Annotated in this window: 16 protein-coding genes and 2 riboswitches; of the genes, 13 read left to right on the top strand and 3 right to left on the bottom strand. The window is 64.1% G+C overall.

Translation table 11 applies throughout. The features are described 5' to 3' along the window. Positions 1-20: 20 nt before the first annotated feature. Positions 21-743 (top strand): pirin family protein, encoded by a 723-nt coding sequence (locus ACIPZF_RS19440; RefSeq protein WP_400802197.1) that lies wholly within the window; start codon positions 21-23, stop codon positions 741-743. Between the two features lie 116 nt (positions 744-859). Here ACIPZF_RS19440 and ACIPZF_RS19435 read toward each other — a convergent pair whose 3' ends face one another. After that, a complete protein-coding gene (locus tag ACIPZF_RS19435) occupies positions 860-1153 on the bottom strand; it encodes a DUF1330 domain-containing protein (protein ID WP_400802195.1) in 294 nt (97 codons plus the stop codon). A 78-nt stretch (positions 1154-1231) separates the two neighbouring features. Here ACIPZF_RS19435 and ribBA point away from each other — a divergent pair, with 78 nt between their 5' ends. From ribBA to ACIPZF_RS19375, 12 genes are all read left to right on the top strand, one after another. Continuing rightward, positions 1232-2353 carry a bifunctional 3,4-dihydroxy-2-butanone-4-phosphate synthase/GTP cyclohydrolase II gene (gene ribBA / locus ACIPZF_RS19430; RefSeq protein ID WP_400802194.1) on the top strand — a complete coding sequence of 374 codons (1122 nt, stop codon included), beginning with the start codon at positions 1232-1234 and terminating at the stop codon, positions 2351-2353. 306 nt (positions 2354-2659) lie between these two features. Beyond that, the gene (locus tag ACIPZF_RS19425) at positions 2660-3685 is read left to right on the top strand and encodes an ABC transporter substrate-binding protein (RefSeq protein ID WP_400802192.1); all 1026 of its coding nucleotides are present in this window, start codon (positions 2660-2662) and stop codon (positions 3683-3685) included. Next, a complete protein-coding gene (locus tag ACIPZF_RS19420) occupies positions 3682-4599 on the top strand; it encodes an ABC transporter permease (RefSeq protein ID WP_400802190.1) in 918 nt (305 codons plus the stop codon). Before ACIPZF_RS19425 ends, ACIPZF_RS19420 begins: the two co-directional genes overlap by 4 nt. Before the next feature lie 6 nt (positions 4600-4605). Then, on the top strand, positions 4606-5415 hold the full coding sequence (locus tag ACIPZF_RS19415) for an ABC transporter permease (protein WP_387528195.1): 810 nt from the start codon (positions 4606-4608) through the stop codon (positions 5413-5415). Between the two features lie 19 nt (positions 5416-5434). After that, positions 5435-6583 carry an ABC transporter ATP-binding protein gene (locus ACIPZF_RS19410; RefSeq protein WP_400802188.1) on the top strand — a complete coding sequence of 383 codons (1149 nt, stop codon included), beginning with the start codon at positions 5435-5437 and terminating at the stop codon, positions 6581-6583. Positions 6584-6628: 45 nt separating this feature from the next. Beyond that, a riboswitch (cobalamin riboswitch) is annotated at positions 6629-6835 on the top strand. Between the two features lie 110 nt (positions 6836-6945). Beyond that, positions 6946-9072, top strand: coding sequence for a TonB-dependent receptor (locus ACIPZF_RS19405; RefSeq protein ID WP_400802186.1), 2127 nt, complete (start codon positions 6946-6948; stop codon positions 9070-9072). A gap of 201 nt (positions 9073-9273) precedes the next feature. Next, positions 9274-10434, top strand: a complete 1161-nt coding sequence (locus ACIPZF_RS19400; protein WP_400802185.1) for a DUF1624 domain-containing protein — start codon at positions 9274-9276, stop codon at positions 10432-10434. A 28-nt stretch (positions 10435-10462) separates the two neighbouring features. Next, a riboswitch (cobalamin riboswitch) is annotated at positions 10463-10660 on the top strand. A 108-nt stretch (positions 10661-10768) separates the two neighbouring features. Continuing rightward, positions 10769-11779, top strand: a complete 1011-nt coding sequence (locus tag ACIPZF_RS19395; RefSeq protein WP_400802183.1) for an ABC transporter substrate-binding protein — start codon at positions 10769-10771, stop codon at positions 11777-11779. Beyond that, positions 11779-12795, top strand: coding sequence for a FecCD family ABC transporter permease (locus tag ACIPZF_RS19390; RefSeq protein ID WP_400802181.1), 1017 nt, complete (start codon positions 11779-11781; stop codon positions 12793-12795). The genes ACIPZF_RS19395 and ACIPZF_RS19390 overlap by 1 nt, the downstream gene beginning before the upstream one ends. Then, a complete protein-coding gene (locus ACIPZF_RS19385; RefSeq protein WP_400802179.1) occupies positions 12792-13580 on the top strand; it encodes an ABC transporter ATP-binding protein in 789 nt (262 codons plus the stop codon). Before ACIPZF_RS19390 ends, ACIPZF_RS19385 begins: the two co-directional genes overlap by 4 nt. A 17-nt stretch (positions 13581-13597) precedes the next feature. Beyond that, positions 13598-14032, top strand: coding sequence for a pseudoazurin (locus ACIPZF_RS19380; protein WP_400802177.1), 435 nt, complete (start codon positions 13598-13600; stop codon positions 14030-14032). Beyond that, the gene (locus tag ACIPZF_RS19375; protein WP_400802175.1) at positions 14029-15366 is read left to right on the top strand and encodes an OprD family porin; all 1338 of its coding nucleotides are present in this window, start codon (positions 14029-14031) and stop codon (positions 15364-15366) included. Before ACIPZF_RS19380 ends, ACIPZF_RS19375 begins: the two co-directional genes overlap by 4 nt. 138 nt (positions 15367-15504) lie before the next feature. Here the strand turns inward: ACIPZF_RS19375 and ACIPZF_RS19370 are convergent, their stop codons facing one another. Together ACIPZF_RS19370 and ACIPZF_RS19365 are read right to left on the bottom strand one after the other, a co-directional pair. After that, a complete protein-coding gene (locus tag ACIPZF_RS19370) occupies positions 15505-15807 on the bottom strand; it encodes a hypothetical protein (RefSeq protein ID WP_400802173.1) in 303 nt (100 codons plus the stop codon). A gap of 104 nt (positions 15808-15911) precedes the next feature. Then, on the bottom strand, positions 15912-16412 hold the full coding sequence (locus ACIPZF_RS19365) for a GNAT family N-acetyltransferase (RefSeq protein WP_400802171.1): 501 nt from the start codon (positions 16410-16412) through the stop codon (positions 15912-15914). Between the last annotated feature and the right edge of the window lie 51 nt (positions 16413-16463).

The following is a 16463-nucleotide window of genomic DNA, read 5'->3' as shown; positions in this document are numbered from 1 at the left end:
GCCGGCTCGGGAGATCCGTCATGCTCACTGTTCGTAACGCCCAAGATCGCGGCCTGGCCTTCCACGGCTGGCTGAAATCCTTCCACACCTTTTCCTTCGGCCATTACCGCAACCCCGACGAGCAGGGTTTCTCCGACCTGCTGGTAATCAACGACGACCGGGTCATCGCCGGCAAGGGCTTCGGCGAACACCCGCACCGGGACATGGAAATCTTCTCCTACGTGCTCGAAGGCGCGCTGGAGCACAAGGACACCCTGGGCACAGGCTCGGTGATCCGCCCTGGCGAGGTGCAACTGATGAGTGCCGGACACGGTGTGGCGCACAGCGAGTTCAACCACAGCCAGGCGCAGCCGGTGCATTTTCTGCAGATCTGGATCGTGCCTAACGTGAAGGGCGCTACGCCGCGTTATCAGCAGCAGCACTTCCGTGCCGAGGAGAAGCGTGGCAAGTTGCGGCTGATCATTTCCCCGGATGGCGCTGAGGGGTCGTTGCAGGTACGGCAGAACGCGCGGGTGTACGCCGGGCTGTTCGACGGCGCGGAGCGGGCGAGGCTGACCTTGCCGGAGAACCGCCACGGTTATGTGCATGTGGCGCGGGGCAGTATCGAGCTCAATGGGCAGGTGCTGAATGAGGGTGATGGTGTGCGGGTGCGGCAGGAGCAGCTTCTGGAGTTGAGCAATGGCTTGGATGCGGAGGTGCTGGTGTTTGATCTGCGGCCGCATGAGTTGCCGGGGATGCCATAAGCAGGACTGGCCCCTTCGCGGGGCAAGCCCGCTCCCACAGGTTCACCACAGCCTTCGAGCAAGTGGAGATCCTGTGGGAGCGGGCTTGCCCCGCGAAAGGGCCGGTATTGATCAGCTCAGGGCTCGAACCCTTCAACAATGATGACCTCAGCCTTCGCCACACCCTGGCGATGGCTGCACGCCTCCTGGTACAGATCGGACCGATAGCAGGCCACCGCCTGCTCATACGATTCGAACTCGATCACCACGCTGCGTTGCGGCGTCGGCCGCCCCTCCATCGCCTCGCTCCTTCCGCCCCGCGCCAGTAAGCGCCCGCCAAATGCCACGAAGGCAGCAGGCGCCCGCTGGGTGTACTGCTGATATTGCTCCGGGTCGGTCACGTCGACGTGGGCGATCCAATACGCTTTCATCCGCTGCTCTCCTGTTGCCGAATTATTTATGTATGATGGTATACCATAATAATCACCCCATCACAGTGAGCGTGCAACATGGCCTTCAACAGCATCGAAGAACTCCTCGAGGACTACCGGCAAGGCAAGATGGTCCTGTTGGTGGACGACGAAGATCGGGAAAACGAAGGCGACCTGCTGATCGCCGCCGAGCGCTGTGACGCCCAGGCCATCAACTTCATGGCCCGCGAAGCGCGCGGCCTGATCTGCCTGACCCTGACAGACGAGCACTGTCAGCGCCTGGGCCTGGAGCAGATGGTACCGGCCAACGGCAGCGTGTTCAGCACCGCCTTCACCGTGTCGATCGAGGCCGCCACTGGCGTCACCACCGGCATTTCCGCTGCCGACCGGGCGCGCACCGTGGCGGCGGCGATGGCGGCTGACGCGCGCCCCGAAGACCTGGTACAGCCAGGCCATATCTTCCCCCTGCGCGCCCGCGAAGGCGGTGTGCTGACCCGCGCCGGCCACACCGAAGCGGGTTGCGATCTGGCGCGCCTGGCCGGTTTCGCCCCAGCCTCGGTGATCGTCGAGGTGCTCAACGACGACGGCACCATGGCCCGCCGCCCGGACCTGGAAGTGTTCGCCGCCGCCCACGGCATCAAGATCGGCACCATCGCCGACCTGATCCACTATCGCCTGAGCACCGAGCAGACCATCAAGCGCATCGGCGAACGCGAGCTGCCGACGGTGCATGGCAGCTTCCGCCTGGTCACCTATGAGGACCGTATCGAAGGCGGTGTGCACATGGCCATGGTCATGGGCGATATCCGCCGCGAGCACCCCACCCTGGTGCGCGTGCATGTGATCGACCCCCTGCGCGACCTGGTCGGCGCTGAATATGCCGGGCCGGCCAACTGGACGCTGTGGGCGGCGCTGCAGCGGGTTGCCGAGGAAGGCGCCGGGGTGGTGGTCATTTTGGCCAACCACGAATCGTCTCAGGCACTGCTGGAGCGGGTGCCGCAGCTGACTCAGCCCGTGCGGCCTTACCAGCGCGGGCAGTCGAAGGTGTACTCGGAGGTCGGTACCGGCGCGCAGATTCTTCAAGACCTGGGCGTGGGCAAGCTGCGTCACCTGGGGCCGCCGCTCAAGTATGCGGGGTTGGCGGGATATGAGCTGGAGGTGGTGCAAAGCATCCCGTTCGAGCCCGGGATGTTGAGCTGAAGCGGGCACTTGTGGGAACGGGCTTGCCCCGCGAAGGCGGCAGTGAATCCACCGACGCCTTCGCGGGGCAAGCCCGCTCCCACAGTGTGCCAAGCAGGGTCGAGAGATTAGTGATGGCCGGTCGCCTTATCCTCTTGCCAAAAGCTTGGAATACCATAATATGATATCCCGTAGACCTTAAAATCGCAGGCCGCCGCCTACACTCAAAACGGCCACTGACACTTTGTTTTAGCTGCTCCCCGAATACTGTTGGCGGGCGCACCCAAAAGCCCCGCCTCGAATAACAAAAGCAACGAGGGCGTAACCATGCTGTTGAGCAAACGTGTAACCGCAGTGCTGTCCGCCAGCCTGCTGACCCTGGCATGTCAGGCCGTGCAGGCCGCCGACAGCCTGAATTTCGTCAGCTGGGGTGGGACCACCCAGGACGCCCAGAAAGAGGCATGGGCCGTACCCTTCAGCAAATCGACCGACATCAAAGTCGTCCAGGACGGCCCGACCGACTACGGCAAGCTCAAGGCCATGGTCGAGAGCGGCAACGTGCAATGGGACGTGGTCGACGTGGAAGCCGATTTCGCCCTGCGTGCCGCCAGCGAAGGCCTGCTCGAACCCCTCGATTTCAACCAGATCAAACGCGACAAGATCGACCCACGCTTCGTCAGCGACCACGGCGTCGGCTCGTTCTTCTTCTCGTTCGTGCTCGGCTACAACGAAGGCAAGCTCGGCGCCAACAAGCCGGTGGACTGGACCGCGCTGTTCGACACCAAGACCTACCCCGGCAAACGCGCCCTGTACAAATGGCCAAGCCCCGGCGTGCTGGAGCTGGCCCTGCTGGCCGACGGCGTCGCGCCCGACAAGCTCTACCCGCTGGACCTGGACCGCGCCTTCAAGAAGCTCGACACCATCAAGAAGGACATCGTCTGGTGGGGCGGTGGCGCTCAGTCGCAGCAACTGCTGGCCTCCGGTGAAGCCTCGCTTGGGCAGTTCTGGAACGGCCGCGTCTACGCCCTGCAGCAAGACGGCGCGCCGGTGGGCGTGAGCTGGAAGCAGAATCTGGTCATGGCCGACTTCCTGGTCATCCCCAAAGGCGCCAAGAACAAGGACGCGGCCATGAAGTTCCTGGCCAACGCCAGCAGCGCCGAGGGCCAGGCCGAGTTCGCCAACAAGACCGCCTACGCCCCGGTCAACGTCGACAGCGTCGCCAAGCTCGACAAGGACCTGGCGCAGAACCTGCCGACCGCCTACGCCCAGGACCAGGTCACGCTGGACTTCGCCTACTGGGCCAAGAACGGCCAAGCCATCGCTGCGCGCTGGAATGAGTGGTTGGTCAAATGAAAGTCGCCATCAACGCCCTGCACAATGCGCAAGGTGCCCCCACGGGCACCGGCGCCCCGCAAACCGCACCCCGGCGCGAACCCATGAGCCGGCGCTGGAAAGGCAGCCGTAACCTGCTGCCGGCCTTGCTGTTCCTTGGCCTGTTCTTCTTCGCCCCGCTGATCGGCCTGCTGCTGCGCGGGGTGCTGGAACCCGTGCCGGGGCTGGGCAACTACGAGCAGCTGTTCGCCAACTCGGCCTATGCACGGGTGCTGTTCAACACCTTCTCGGTGGCCGGCGTGGTCACCCTGATCAGCGTGCTGCTGGGCTTCCCGCTGGCCTGGGCGATCACCTTGGTGCCCAACGGCTGGGGCCGCTGGTTGCTGAACATCGTGCTGCTGTCGATGTGGACCAGCCTGCTGGCGCGCACCTACTCGTGGCTGGTACTGCTGCAGAGCTCGGGGGTGATCAACAAGGCGTTGATGGCCATGGGCATCATCGATGCGCCGCTGGAAATGGTGCACAACCTGACCGGCGTGGTGATCGGCATGAGCTACATCATGATCCCGTTCATCGTGCTGCCGCTGCAGGCGACCATGCACGCCATCGACCCGATGGTGCTGCAGGCCGGCTCGATCTGCGGCGCCAGCCCCTGGACCAACTTCTGGAAGGTGTTCCTGCCACTGTGCCGCTCGGGCCTGTTCTCCGGCGCGCTGATGGTGTTCGTGATGTCGCTCGGTTACTACGTCACCCCCGCCCTGCTCGGCGGTGCGCAGAACATGATGCTGCCCGAATTCATCATCCAGCAGGTGCAGTCGTTCCTCAACTGGGGCCTGGCCAGCGCCGCCGCCGCACTGCTGGTGGTGATCACCCTGGTGCTCTTCTACCTGTACCTGAAGCTGCAGCCGGAATCCCCGGTCGGCAACGCGAGGTAATCCGCCATGCTTCTGTCTCCCAATGCCATGGGCCGCCCGCTGCGCACGGGCCTGTACCTGACCACCGGGGTCATCGCGGCGTTCCTGCTGCTGCCGGTGGTGTTCATCATCCTGCTGTCGTTCGGCTCGTCGCAGTGGCTGGTGTTCCCGCCTCCGGGCTGGACCTTCAAGTGGTATGTGCAGTTCTTCGCCAACCCGGAGTGGATGGATGCTGCGCTGGCCAGCCTCAAGGTGGCTGTGCTGACGACCATCGCCGCCGTGCTGCTGGGCCTGCCTACCGCATTTGCCCTGGTGCGTGGCCGTTTCCCCGGCCGCGAGATGCTCTACGGGCTGTTCACCATGCCGATGATCGTGCCGCTGGTGATTATCGCCGTGGCGGTGTACGCACTGTTCCTCAAGCTGGGCTACACCGGCACGCTGTTCGCCTTCGTGGTCAGCCATGTGATCGTCGCCCTGCCCTTCACCATCATCTCGATCATCAACTCGCTGAAACTGTTCGACCAGTCGATCGAAGATGCCGCCGTGATTTGCGGGGCCTCGCGCCTGCAGGCGATCTTCAAGGTGACCTTCCCGGCGATTCGCCCGGGGATGATCGCCGGCGGTCTGTTCGCCTTCCTGGTGTCGTGGGACGAAGTGGTGCTCAGCGTGATGATGGCCAGCCCCGATCTGCAGACCCTGCCCGTGAAAATGTGGACCACCTTGCGCCAGGACCTGAGCCCGGTGATCGCCGTCGCCTCGACGCTGCTGATCGGCCTGTCGCTGTTGGTCATGGTCATCGCCGCCGCCTTGCGCCGGCGCACCGAAGTCAACGCTTGATTGCGCGGAGAAAACAACAATGAGTGCAGTGATCAAAGACAACGCGCACAACAAGACCCTGGTCAGCCTGCGCGGCCTGAACAAGCATTACGGCGACTTCACCGCCGTGGACAACCTCGACCTTGAGATCCAGGACGGCGAGTTCCTCACTTTCCTTGGCTCCAGCGGCTCGGGCAAGTCCACCACCCTGTCGATGCTGGCCGGTTTCGAAACGCCCAGCAGCGGCGAGATCCTGGTCGACGGCCAGTCGCTGGTGAACGTGCCACCGCACAAGCGTGACATCGGCATGGTGTTCCAGCGCTACTCGCTGTTCCCGCACCTGAACGTGCGCGACAACATCGCCTTCCCGTTGGCCATCCGCAAGCTCGGCGCTGCCGAGATCAACAAGCGGGTCGACGCCATGCTCAAGCTGGTGCAACTGGAGAAATTCGCCCATCGCAAGCCCTCGCAGATGTCCGGTGGCCAACAGCAGCGCGTGGCGATTGCCCGTGCGCTGGTGTACGAGCCGCGCATCCTGCTGATGGACGAGCCGCTCGGCGCACTGGACAAGAAACTGCGCGAAGACCTGCAGGACGAACTGCGCCAGCTGCACCGCCGGCTGGGCATCACCATCGTCTACGTGACCCACGACCAGGAAGAAGCCATGCGCCTGTCCCAGCGCATCGCGATCTTCAGCCACGGCAAGATCGTCGGCCTGGGCACCGGTTACGATCTGTACCAGAACCCACCGAACGCCTTCGTCGCCTCATTCCTGGGCAACTCGAACTTCCTGCGTATCAAGGCCAGCAGCCATGGTGCAGGCAGTTTCGAAGGCCAACCGGTGGCGATCCGCCTGACCCCTGGCCTGGCGGCCGGGCAGGATGCGCTGATCATGGTGCGTCCGGAAAAGGCCCTGGCCCTGACCACCGAGCAGGCTGCGCGCGAACCGTTGCCCGCAGGCTGGAACGAGGTCGATGCAAAAGTCGGCGAAGTACTGTTCCTCGGCGAAAGCCAGACCTGCCATGTGATGACCCCGGGCGGCACCGAACTGACGGTGAAGGCGCTGTCGGCTGCTGGCATGCCAATGCAACCGGGCGATACCGTGAAGGTGCGCTGGGCGGTGGCCGATGCCTGCATCTACACCGAATGGGCCGAAAGCGACCTGAGCAAGTCGGCCGGGGCGCACTGATCACCACGGCAGGTAAATGATTGACGCGCGCCCCGACCAGTGGTCAGATGCGCGCCAGTTTCAGGTGTCCTGCGCCGCCGTGCGCAGGGTGAAACGGGAAGCCGGTGCGTCGTGGTCCACGACAAGTCCGGCGCTGCCCCCGCAACGGTAAGCGAGTGAGGCCTTCGACACACCACTGTGCGCATGCATGGGAAGGTGAAGGCGTCATGACCCTCGCAAGCCCGGAGACCGGCCTGAAGCTTCACTTGGCAACCCGCGGTGGGCGGGCGCAGGCCGGTATCTGCGTGCGCGCCTGCGTGCGCGGTTGTGCCTTTGCGTGTTTTCCACCGGGATCCATTCATTCCTGCAGTCAGTGGAAAGACATGTCCCGTTTCTTCAAGCTTCACCCGCTGGCGGCCTGCCTGGCCGTCGCCCTGCCAGCCCTGGCCGATGACCACGACAACGCCGTCCTGGCACTACCCTCCACGGCCATCACCGACACCCACGATGAGCAGCACGTCGACCTTGCCACGCCGACCCAGGCCGGCTCACGGCTGAACCTCAGCGCCCTGGAAACCCCGGCCAGCACCAGCAACATCACCGCCGAAGAGATCCAGCAACGCAACAACCTTACCGTGCAGGACGCCGTGACCCGCTCGCCGGGCATCACCTTCGTCGGCAGCCCCGGCGATGGCGGCACCGGCTTGTCGGCCCGTGGCTTTACCGGCCACGGCTCGGTGATGACGCTGTTCGACGGCGCACGCCTGTATACCGGTGCCGGCACCCAGACCTTTCCGGTCGACCCGTGGATGGTCGAGCGCATCGATGTGATCCGCGGCCCAGCCTCGGTGCTGTATGGCGAAGGCGCCACCGGTGCGGTCATCAACGTGATCCCGAAGAAGCCCTTCAGCGGCGACATCCGCAACCACGTGCGCCTGGGCTACGGCTCCTGGGACCGCCAGCAACTGGGCCTGGACAGCGGCGGCAGCCTCAGCGAGCGCCTGAGCTACCGCCTGACCCTCAACCAGCAGGCCGGCAACGGCTGGGTCGACCGCACCGACTCGCGCAGCCTGGCCCTCAGCGCCGCGCTGCGTTTCGACGCCAGCGACGACCTGAGCTTCACCCTGGCCCATGAGCGTGGCGACGCCGAGCCCGCCAACTACTACGGCACGCCGCTGATCGACGGCCACTACCGCAGCAGCCTGCGCAAGAAGAACTACAACATCCAGAATGACCAGCAGCGCTACCACGACGAGTGGACCCGCTTCACCACCGGTTGGACGATCAACGACCAGCTCAGCGCCAGCAACCAGCTCTACTACATCAAGAGCCGCCGCCACTGGCGCAACGCCGAGGACTACAGCTGGGACGCCGACCGTGAGCAGCTGCTGCGCCAGAGCTACCTGGAGATCAAGCACAACCAGGAACAGATCGGCGACCGCCAGACTTTCACCTTCGACCATTCGCTGTTCGGCCTGGCGAGCAAGACCGTGGTCGGCGCCGAGTACAACAAGGTGCGCTTCAACGTCGACAGCAACTCGCCGTACAACGATGTGGGCGGCGACTACATCGACCCGTGGCAGCCGGCGCCGGGGTACTTCCACAGCGACTCGCCGACCCGTCCGCAAACCCTGTCCACCACCCACACCTTCGCCCTGTTCGCCGAGAACCGCCTGCAACTGACCGAGCGCCTGTCGTTGGTGACCGGCGTGCGGCGCGACCAGAACCACATCGACCGCGACAATCTCACCAACGATACCCGCAGCGACCGCAGCCTGAACGGCGGCAACTGGCGCGCCGGGCTGGTGTTCGCCGCCACCGACAACCTGTCGCTGTACGGCCAGTACTCAACGAGCGAGGACGGGGTGAACAACCTGGTCAGCCTCAGCCCGACGCAGATGAACTACGACCTGACCGAGTCGAAGCAGACCGAACTGGGCCTCAAGCAGCGCTTCTGGGACGGTCGAGGCGAGTGGACACTGGCCGCCTTCCACATCGTCAAGAAAAAGCTGCTGGTGGATGACCCGCTGACCCATGAAAAACAGCAGGCCGGGCAGCAGACTTCCGATGGCCTGGAGGCGACCCTGGAGCTGGCCTTGCCGCAGCAGTGGCAAGTGTCAGCCAATGCCTCGCTGGTGCGCGCCAAGTACGATGACTTCGACGAGCTGGTCGGCGGCGTGCCCCAGGACCGCGCCGGCAACCGCCCGGCTAACGTGCCACGGCGCACTGCCAACCTGTGGCTAAGCAAGGGCTTCGGCCAGCAGGTCGAGGCCGGTATTGGCGCGCGCTATGTGGACGAGCGTTATGCCAACACGGCCAACACCCAGAGCGCGCCGGGGTATACCGTGGTCGATGCCAATATCGGCTGGCAGGTGCTGCCGGATGTGCGCTTGGGGTTGCAGGTGAACAACCTGTTCGACCGGGAGTATGTGGCGTCGGCGTTCAGTGGTACGCAGTGGATCATGGGTGTGCCGCGGTCGTACTTTGCGACGGTGGATTACAGCTTCTGATGTGAGTCGGCTTTACCGGCCTCTTCGCGGGCAAGCCCGCTCCCACAGGATCTCCGCTGTCTCGCGATCAGTGATGCACCTGTGGGAGCGGGCTTGCCCGCGAAAGGGCCGGTATGAACAACACAAAAACACCTTTCTACTCAAATGAAATAGTTATAAGATAACGTTTCATTTGACATTCATTCCTGCCTGCGACTCTCCATGACAAGCGCCACCCCCACCCTGCTCACCCAGCGCCTACAGAGCATCGACGCCCTACGCGGTCTGGTAATCCTCTTCATGCTGCTCGACCACGTCCGCGAGACGTTCTTCCTCCACCGCCAGGTCAGCGACCCGATGACCATCGACGCCACCGACCCGACGCTGTTCGCCAGCCGCACCCTGGCCCACCTGTGCGCGCCGGTGTTCGTGCTGCTCACGGGCCTGTCGGCCTGGCTGTACGGCGAGAAGTACCAGGGCCGCAGCGATGTTTCGGCGTTCCTGTTCAAGCGCGGCCTGTTCCTGGTGGTGCTGGAGCTCACCCTGGTCAACTTCGCCTGGACCTTCCAGCTGCCGCCCAGCGTGATCTACCTGCAGGTGATCTGGGCCATCGGCGTCAGCATGATCGCCCTGTCGCTGCTGGTGTGGCTGCCGCGCCCTGTTCTGCTGGCCGTCGGTGCCGTGATCATCGCTGGCCACAACCTGCTCGATGGCCTGCACTTCGGCGTGGAGTCGGCCATGCATGTACCGTGGGCGATTTTGCATGATCGGGGTTGGCTGGAATTTTCCGATAGCCTGCGCCTGCGTACTTCCTACCCGGTGCTGCCTTGGATTGGCGTGATCGCCCTGGGCTATGGCCTTGGCCCATGGTTTGCCCGTGGCAAGGATGCGCAAAAACGCCAGAATCGACTGCTGCTGGCCGGCGTGATCGCGTTGCTGGGCTTCGTCGTGCTGCGCATGCTCAACGGCTACGGCGAAGCGCCGTGGAGCGGCTACCCGACATTCACGCAGACGCTGATGAGCTTTTTCAATATCACCAAATACCCGCCTTCGCTGCTGTTCCTCACCCTGACCCTGGGCTGTGGCCTGCTGTTGCTGCGCGCCTTCGAACGCGCAGGGCAGGCTCGCTGGATCAGCGCCCTGGCGGTATTTGGCGCGGCACCGATGTTCTTCTACCTGCTGCACCTGTACGTGCTCAAGCTGCTGTACCTGGCCAGCGTCGCCCTGTTCGGCCTGAATCACGGGGCCTACTTCGGCTTCGATGGCATCGGCGCTGTGTGGCTGAGTGCGGTGCTGCTGGCAGTGGTGCTGTACCTGCCGGTGCAATGGTTCGCCCGGCTCAAGGCGCGTCGTCGTGACATCACCTGGCTCAAGTACTTCTGATTCAACGTTTTCACCCGGCGTCTGATGGTCTACCATGCGGGCCGCCGGTTTCCACCACGGAAATAATAGGGAATCCCAGGCCGCCGTGGCGCGCCAAAGGGAACTGCCCCCGCAACTGTAGGTGCCGAGTTCGCTTCATCAATGCCACTGGATCTCAGGTCCGGGAAGGCCGGAGCCGAACGACGACGCACCAGTCAGGAGACCTGCCGGCCTACATTCACCAACCGGCGGGGTGTCCGGGATTGGCCATCAGTGTTGCCCCTGCCGGCTGCAGGGGCTCGGCGATGCCTGTCCGTGCGTTCTTCCGTGAACTGTCCGATAGGAGATCGTCCCCATGCTGCCCCGTTTCGCCACACTGCTCGCCGGCCTCAGCCTCACCGGTGTGGCCCATGCCGCCGCCACCCATTACCCGCTCACCGTAGACAACTGCGGCGCGCCGCAAACCTTCGCCCAGGCCCCCGAGCGCGCGGTGACCATCGGCCAGGCCGGCACGGAAATGCTCTATGCGCTGGGCCTGGGCGAAAAGCTGGCCGGCACTTCGTTGTGGTTCAACAACGTGTTGCCCGAGTACAAGGCGCTGAACGACAAGGTGCCGCGCCTGGCCGACAACGACCCAAGCTTCGAAGCGGTGGTCGGCAAGCGCCCGCAGTTGGTGGCCGTGCAGTTCGAATGGATGGTCGGCGCCCAGGGCGTGGTCGCCACCCGCGAACAATTCAACGAACTGAAGATTCCCACCTACCTGCTGCCCTCGGACTGCGAAGGCAAGGACAACCTGGTCGGTGCCGACGGCACCCGCCTGCAGGCCTTCCAGGTCGACAGCATCTATAAAAGCGTCAGCCAGCTAGCTGAAATCTTCGACGTGCAGGACCGTGGCGCGGCGCTGAACGCCGACCTCAAAGCCCGCCTGGACGCTGCCAAGCAACAACTGGCCGGCAAGGATCTGAGCAATACCTCAGCGCTGTTCTGGTTCTCCAGCGCCGACCTGGACATTGACCCCTACGTCGCCGGACAACAAGGTGTCGCCGACTTCATGCTGCGTACCCTGGGTGTGCGCAACGTGGTCGAATCCACCGAAGAATGGCCGACCGTGGGCTGGGAAACCCTCGCCAAGGCCAACCCGACCTGGCTGATCATCGCCCGCATGGACCGCCGCCGCTTCCCGGCCGACGATTACCAGAAGAAACTCGAATTCCTCCACAGCGACCCGGTCACCCAGCACATGGATGCGGTGAAGAACAACCGCATCATCATCCTCGACGCCGACGCCATGCAGGCCGGCATCCGCCTGTTCCGTGGCCTGCAGACCCTGTCGACGGCCTTCGCCAGCGGTAAAGCGGCCCAGTGATGAAGCGTCTGCTGCCCTGCACCGCCCTGGCCCTGATCGCCTTGCTCGCCGCCTTGCTGGCAGGCACGGCGATTGGCGAAACCACGGTGTCGCTACGCGTTGTGTACCAGGTATTGGCCAATCATCTTTGGCAGGCCGGTTACCCGGTCGACCCGATCGACGCCGGCATCATCTGGAACTACCGCCTGACCCGCACCCTGGTCGCTGCGGCCTGCGGCGCTGGGCTGGCGACCTGTGGGGTGATCCTGCAGGCGCTGCTGCGCAATCCACTGGCCGAACCCTATCTGCTGGGCCTTTCGGCCGGCGCCTCGACAGGCGCTGTGCTGGTCGGTCTGCTGGGCCTGGGCAGCGCGGCGCTGAGCATGTCTGGCGGCGCCTTCGTTGGCGCTGTCGCGGCCTTCGGCCTGGTGTTGGTGCTGGCGCGCGCCGCCGGCCCGAGCAGCAACAACGCCCAGGTGATCCTGGCTGGCATCGCCGGTTCGCAACTGTTCAACGCCCTGACCGCCTTCCTGATCACCAAGTCGGCCACCGCCGAACAGGCGCGCGGCATTCTGTTCTGGCTGCTGGGCAACCTCAGCGGCGTGCGTTGGCCTTCGGTGTGGCTGGCAGTGCCGGTGGCGCTGTTCGGGCTGGTGGTGTGCCTGTGGCACCGCCGTACGCTGGACGCCTTCACCTTCGGCGCCGATTCGGCGGCATCGCTGGGCATCCCGGTGCGCCGCAGCCAGTTGCTGCTGATCAGCTGCGCGGCGCTGGTGACGGCGGTGATGGTGTCCATCGTTGGCGCCATCGGTTTTGTCGGGCTGGTGATTCCGCACGCCCTGCGCCTGCTGCTGGGTCCCGGCCATAGCCGCCTGCTGCCGGCCAGCGCCCTGGGCGGTGCGTTGTTCCTGATCGCTGCCGACATGCTGTCGCGCACGTTGATACCCGGGCAAGTGATCCCGGTGGGTGTCGTCACGGCATTGATCGGTGCACCCGTATTCGCCTTGATTCTGGTAAGCCGCAGGGGGCGCGTATGACTGTCATGGCCCCCTTGCACGTCGCCCCCCTCGCCTGCAAGGGCCTGAGCCTGCAACTGTCGGGCAACAGCGTGCTGCGTGATATCGACCTGAGCGTCGTTGCCGGTGAAACACTCGGCATCGTCGGCCCGAATGGCTCGGGCAAATCCTCCCTGCTCAAGCTGCTGGCGGGTTTACGCACACCGCACAGCGGCAGCGTCCAGCTGCTCGGCGAGCCCCTCGCTCGCCTGCCACGCCGGCGTATTGCCCAGGCCTTGGCGCTGGTCGAACAACAGGCGGATACCCTCGACGCGATCAGCGTATTCGACGCGGTAGCCCTCGGCCGCACGCCGTGGTTGTCGGCCCTGGCACCATTCTCCAAAGACGACCACGCCATCGTCGAACAGGCCCTGGCCGACCTCGATGCTGCGCACCTGCGCACGCGCATCTGGGGTTCGCTGTCCGGAGGAGAACGCCAGCGCGTACACATCGCCCGCGCCCTGGCCCAACGCCCGCAAGTATTGCTGCTGGACGAGCCGACCAACCACCTCGACATCCAGCACCAGCTGAGCTTGCTGCAGCAGGTGCAGGCGCTGCCGGTGACCACCCTGGTGGCCTTGCACGACCTGAACCAGGCACTGACCTGCGACCGCGTGGCGGTGCTCGATCAAGGCCGCCTGGTGGCGCTCGGCAAGCCGCTGGAAGTCCTCACTCCCGAACGCCTGCTAAGCACCTTCGGCGTGCACGCCCGCTACCTCACCGACCCCTTCGACGGCGCGCGCATCCTGCGCTTTCGCGCCCCTTGAAAATGGAAGTCTCTGTCATGCTGTTGCGCTCCACCGCCCTGCTGCTCGCCAGCGCCCTGCTGCCCTTCGCCGCCCAGGCCGAAGTGCATGAAGTGAAGATGCTCAACCGCGGAACGGCCGGCGCCATGGTCTACGAGCCTGACCACCTGCGCATCGCTGCGGGCGACACCGTTCGCTTCCTGCCGACCCAGAGCGGCCATAACGCGGCCAGCGTGCCGGGCTTACTGCCAACCGGTGCCGAGGCGTTCAAAAGCAAGCTGAATCAGCCGTTCGAGCAGACCTTCACGGTGCCAGGGCTGTACGGCATCCAGTGCATTCCGCACCTGGCGATGGGTATGGTGATGCTGATTCAGGTCGGCGATACCGATTCGACCGCACTACCTGCGGGGTTGCCGGCACGTGCACAGGCGCGCTTCGCGACCCAGCTGCAGCAGCTGGAGGCCGGACAATGAGTCGCATTCTGCTGGCCCTGCCGCTGCTTAGCCTCGCACCCTTGGCGCTCGCCGAGTCTGCGCAGTCGCAAAGCAATGGCCTGATCGAAGACAGCACCTGGAGCCTCCTCAACCGAACGGTGTTCGACCAGCGCGATTACAAGCATGGTGGGCGCAACAGCGCTGCGCGCAATGCCTACAAACCGCGCAGCGAACGCAACGGCCTAGCGGAGGAATGGGCCTACGGTCTGATGGGTACGTTCCAGTCCGGCTTCACCCAGGGCCTGATCGGAGTGGGCGTGGATGCCCACGCCTACCTTGGCGTGCAGCTCGACAGTGGCGGCGGCCGCGCCGGCAAGGCGCGCTTGCTCGGCGTGGACAACGACGGCCACCCGAAGAACGAATACAGCCGCGGTGGTGCGGCGTTGAAGCTGCGCCTGTCCAACACTGTGCTGTCTTATGGTGAGCAGCGGGTGAAGACACCGGTGTTCAGTTCTTCCGACAGCCGCCTGCTACCTGAAACCGCGACGGGGTTCTTCCTCACCAGCAACGAAATCGACAAGCTCAAACTGGTGGCAGGGCACTTCAACGAAAGCACCGACCGCAACGCTTCGAGCCATGACCAAGGCTTCGTGGTCAACTACTCCAACGGCCGCCAGGGCAACACCTTCGACCTCGCCGGCGTGGTGTGGAACCCCAGCGCCGCGTTCAGTGGCAGCCTGTACACCTCGCGCTACGAAGACACCTGGAACCAGCACTACCTCGGCAGCACCATCACCCACGCTCTGGACGACCGCCGCAGCCTGAGCCTGGACCTCAACCTGTACCGCACCACCGACACCGGCAAGGCCCTGTCCGGGCGCATCGACAACACCACCTGGAGCCTGGTATCGCGCTACAGCCAAGGCCCGCACAGCTTCAGCCTCGGCTGGCAACAGGTGGATGGCAACACGCCGTTCGACTACGTGACGCGTGGCGCGATCTTCCTGGGTAACGCGGTGCAGATGTCCGACTTCAACGCGCCGAACGAGAAGTCCTGGCAGGCGCGGTATGACCTGAACATGGGTGCGTATGGCGTGCCGGGGTTGAACCTGACGGCACTGTATGTGCGCGGGTTCGATATCGATGGGACGCATGTGGACCCCACTGGCGGGTATGCGTACCTGGGGTATGGCAAGGATGGCAAGCACTGGGAGCGGGACCTCGAGGCGCGGTATGTGGTGCAGAGCGGCAAGGCGAAAGGGACCACGTTCTCGATCAGGCACAACATGCACCGCGGGGATACGGCGCAGGCGGAGCTGGATGGGGATCAGATCCGCCTGGCGGTGGAGTGGCCGTTGACAGGCGGTTTCTGAAAACTGTGGGAGCGGGCTTGCCCCGCGAACACGGGCGAAGCCCGTGCCATCCTGCGCGGCGCCTGTTTCGCGGGACAAGCCCGCTCCCACATAGTAAGCGGCACCCTCTCGTGCAGTGTTCTCTACCCGGCCGAAATGCTAAGCCACCCCCCAATCTCGCCGCTCTTGCTCACTCATCGCTGCCACGACATCAGCAAAGGTATCGTTGAACTCCGAACTGACATTCCCATGTACCTGATAGTTGGTCAGCAGATACCGCTTCACCGTCCTCGGCCACTTACGCTCCTGGTGCGCCGCGTTGATGATGCCCTTGGCATCGTGATAGGAGGACTTGGGCCATACCTCGCTCAACCGCCGCTCGAAATCGCCAAAGCTCCAGTTGTCGTTTCGGCTCTCGAATTCATCGAGCAGTTGCAGTTTGTACAGTGCCAGATGGGCCATGTGATTTCCTTCTCATCATCGTCAGAGACCCTAAGGTAAGGAAATGGTCGGCTGTTGAAAATGAACCGGGTGTCCACGCCAGCGACTGAACAACAGGAAAAATCCTACGCAGCTGGCCACTGTTCCATGTGCGTAGTCCGCCACACTGGATTATCTTCAACGTCAGTCACCACGAACCCCTGCCGCTCCCAAAACCGGATAGCCCCAGGTAGAAATGGGTGCGTGTGCAGGTACAGGCATTCGATGCCGGCCCCGACAGCATGCTCACGCAACGACGCAAACAATGCGGCGGCCAATCCATGGCGGCGGTATTCGGGGAGCACGAACAGCCGCACGATTTCGACTACATGCTTGCCGTGGTAATCGAGTTGGCAAAAGCGATGGTCGTACGGCAGGTAACCGATGGCAGCGACTAATCGGCCTCGATCACGGGCTTCAAGAAAGTGCCCCTCGCCGTCCAGATAGGTTGCCTCGAAATGGCTCAGGTCTTTGGGCAACGGCGAGTTGGCGAGCAAGGGGAATAGCGCACGGCGGGCGCTGTCGACGAAATCAACGACTTCGGCCACGGCCTCAGGGCGGGGCGATTGGATGATCCAGTTCGGCATGGGGCGGTCAGCATGGCGTAGGCAAAAGGGGCCCCTACCCTACAGCACATT

The organism is Pseudomonas sp. NPDC089752 (assembly GCF_044748725.1).
Taxonomy (GTDB): Bacteria; Pseudomonadota; Gammaproteobacteria; order Pseudomonadales; family Pseudomonadaceae; genus Aquipseudomonas.
The sequence above is the reverse complement of the archived record's forward strand: the minus strand, read 5'-3'. Positions and strand labels throughout refer to the sequence as shown.

Bases quoted from the DNA above. Each gene is read 5' to 3' on its own strand.
- ACIPZF_RS19390 (WP_400802181.1), top strand. From the start codon at position 11,779: ATGAAGCGTCTGCTGCCCTGCACCGCCCTGGCCCTGATCGCCTTGCTC.
- ACIPZF_RS19365 (WP_400802171.1), bottom strand. From the start codon at position 16,412: ATGCCGAACTGGATCATCCAATCGCCCCGCCCTGAGGCCGTGGCCGAA.
- ACIPZF_RS19435 (WP_400802195.1), bottom strand. From the start codon at position 1,153: ATGAAAGCGTATTGGATCGCCCACGTCGACGTGACCGACCCGGAGCAA.
- ACIPZF_RS19440 (WP_400802197.1), top strand. From the start codon at position 21: ATGCTCACTGTTCGTAACGCCCAAGATCGCGGCCTGGCCTTCCACGGC.
- ACIPZF_RS19405 (WP_400802186.1), top strand. From the start codon at position 6,946: ATGTCCCGTTTCTTCAAGCTTCACCCGCTGGCGGCCTGCCTGGCCGTC.
- ACIPZF_RS19415 (WP_387528195.1), top strand. From the start codon at position 4,606: ATGCTTCTGTCTCCCAATGCCATGGGCCGCCCGCTGCGCACGGGCCTG.
- ACIPZF_RS19375 (WP_400802175.1), top strand. From the start codon at position 14,029: ATGAGTCGCATTCTGCTGGCCCTGCCGCTGCTTAGCCTCGCACCCTTG.
- ACIPZF_RS19400 (WP_400802185.1), top strand. From the start codon at position 9,274: ATGACAAGCGCCACCCCCACCCTGCTCACCCAGCGCCTACAGAGCATC.
- ACIPZF_RS19420 (WP_400802190.1), top strand. From the start codon at position 3,682: ATGAAAGTCGCCATCAACGCCCTGCACAATGCGCAAGGTGCCCCCACG.
- ACIPZF_RS19410 (WP_400802188.1), top strand. From the start codon at position 5,435: ATGAGTGCAGTGATCAAAGACAACGCGCACAACAAGACCCTGGTCAGC.
- ACIPZF_RS19380 (WP_400802177.1), top strand. From the start codon at position 13,598: ATGCTGTTGCGCTCCACCGCCCTGCTGCTCGCCAGCGCCCTGCTGCCC.
- ACIPZF_RS19395 (WP_400802183.1), top strand. From the start codon at position 10,769: ATGCTGCCCCGTTTCGCCACACTGCTCGCCGGCCTCAGCCTCACCGGT.
- ACIPZF_RS19370 (WP_400802173.1), bottom strand. From the start codon at position 15,807: ATGGCCCATCTGGCACTGTACAAACTGCAACTGCTCGATGAATTCGAG.
- ACIPZF_RS19385 (WP_400802179.1), top strand. From the start codon at position 12,792: ATGACTGTCATGGCCCCCTTGCACGTCGCCCCCCTCGCCTGCAAGGGC.
- ACIPZF_RS19425 (WP_400802192.1), top strand. From the start codon at position 2,660: ATGCTGTTGAGCAAACGTGTAACCGCAGTGCTGTCCGCCAGCCTGCTG.
- ribBA (WP_400802194.1), top strand. From the start codon at position 1,232: ATGGCCTTCAACAGCATCGAAGAACTCCTCGAGGACTACCGGCAAGGC.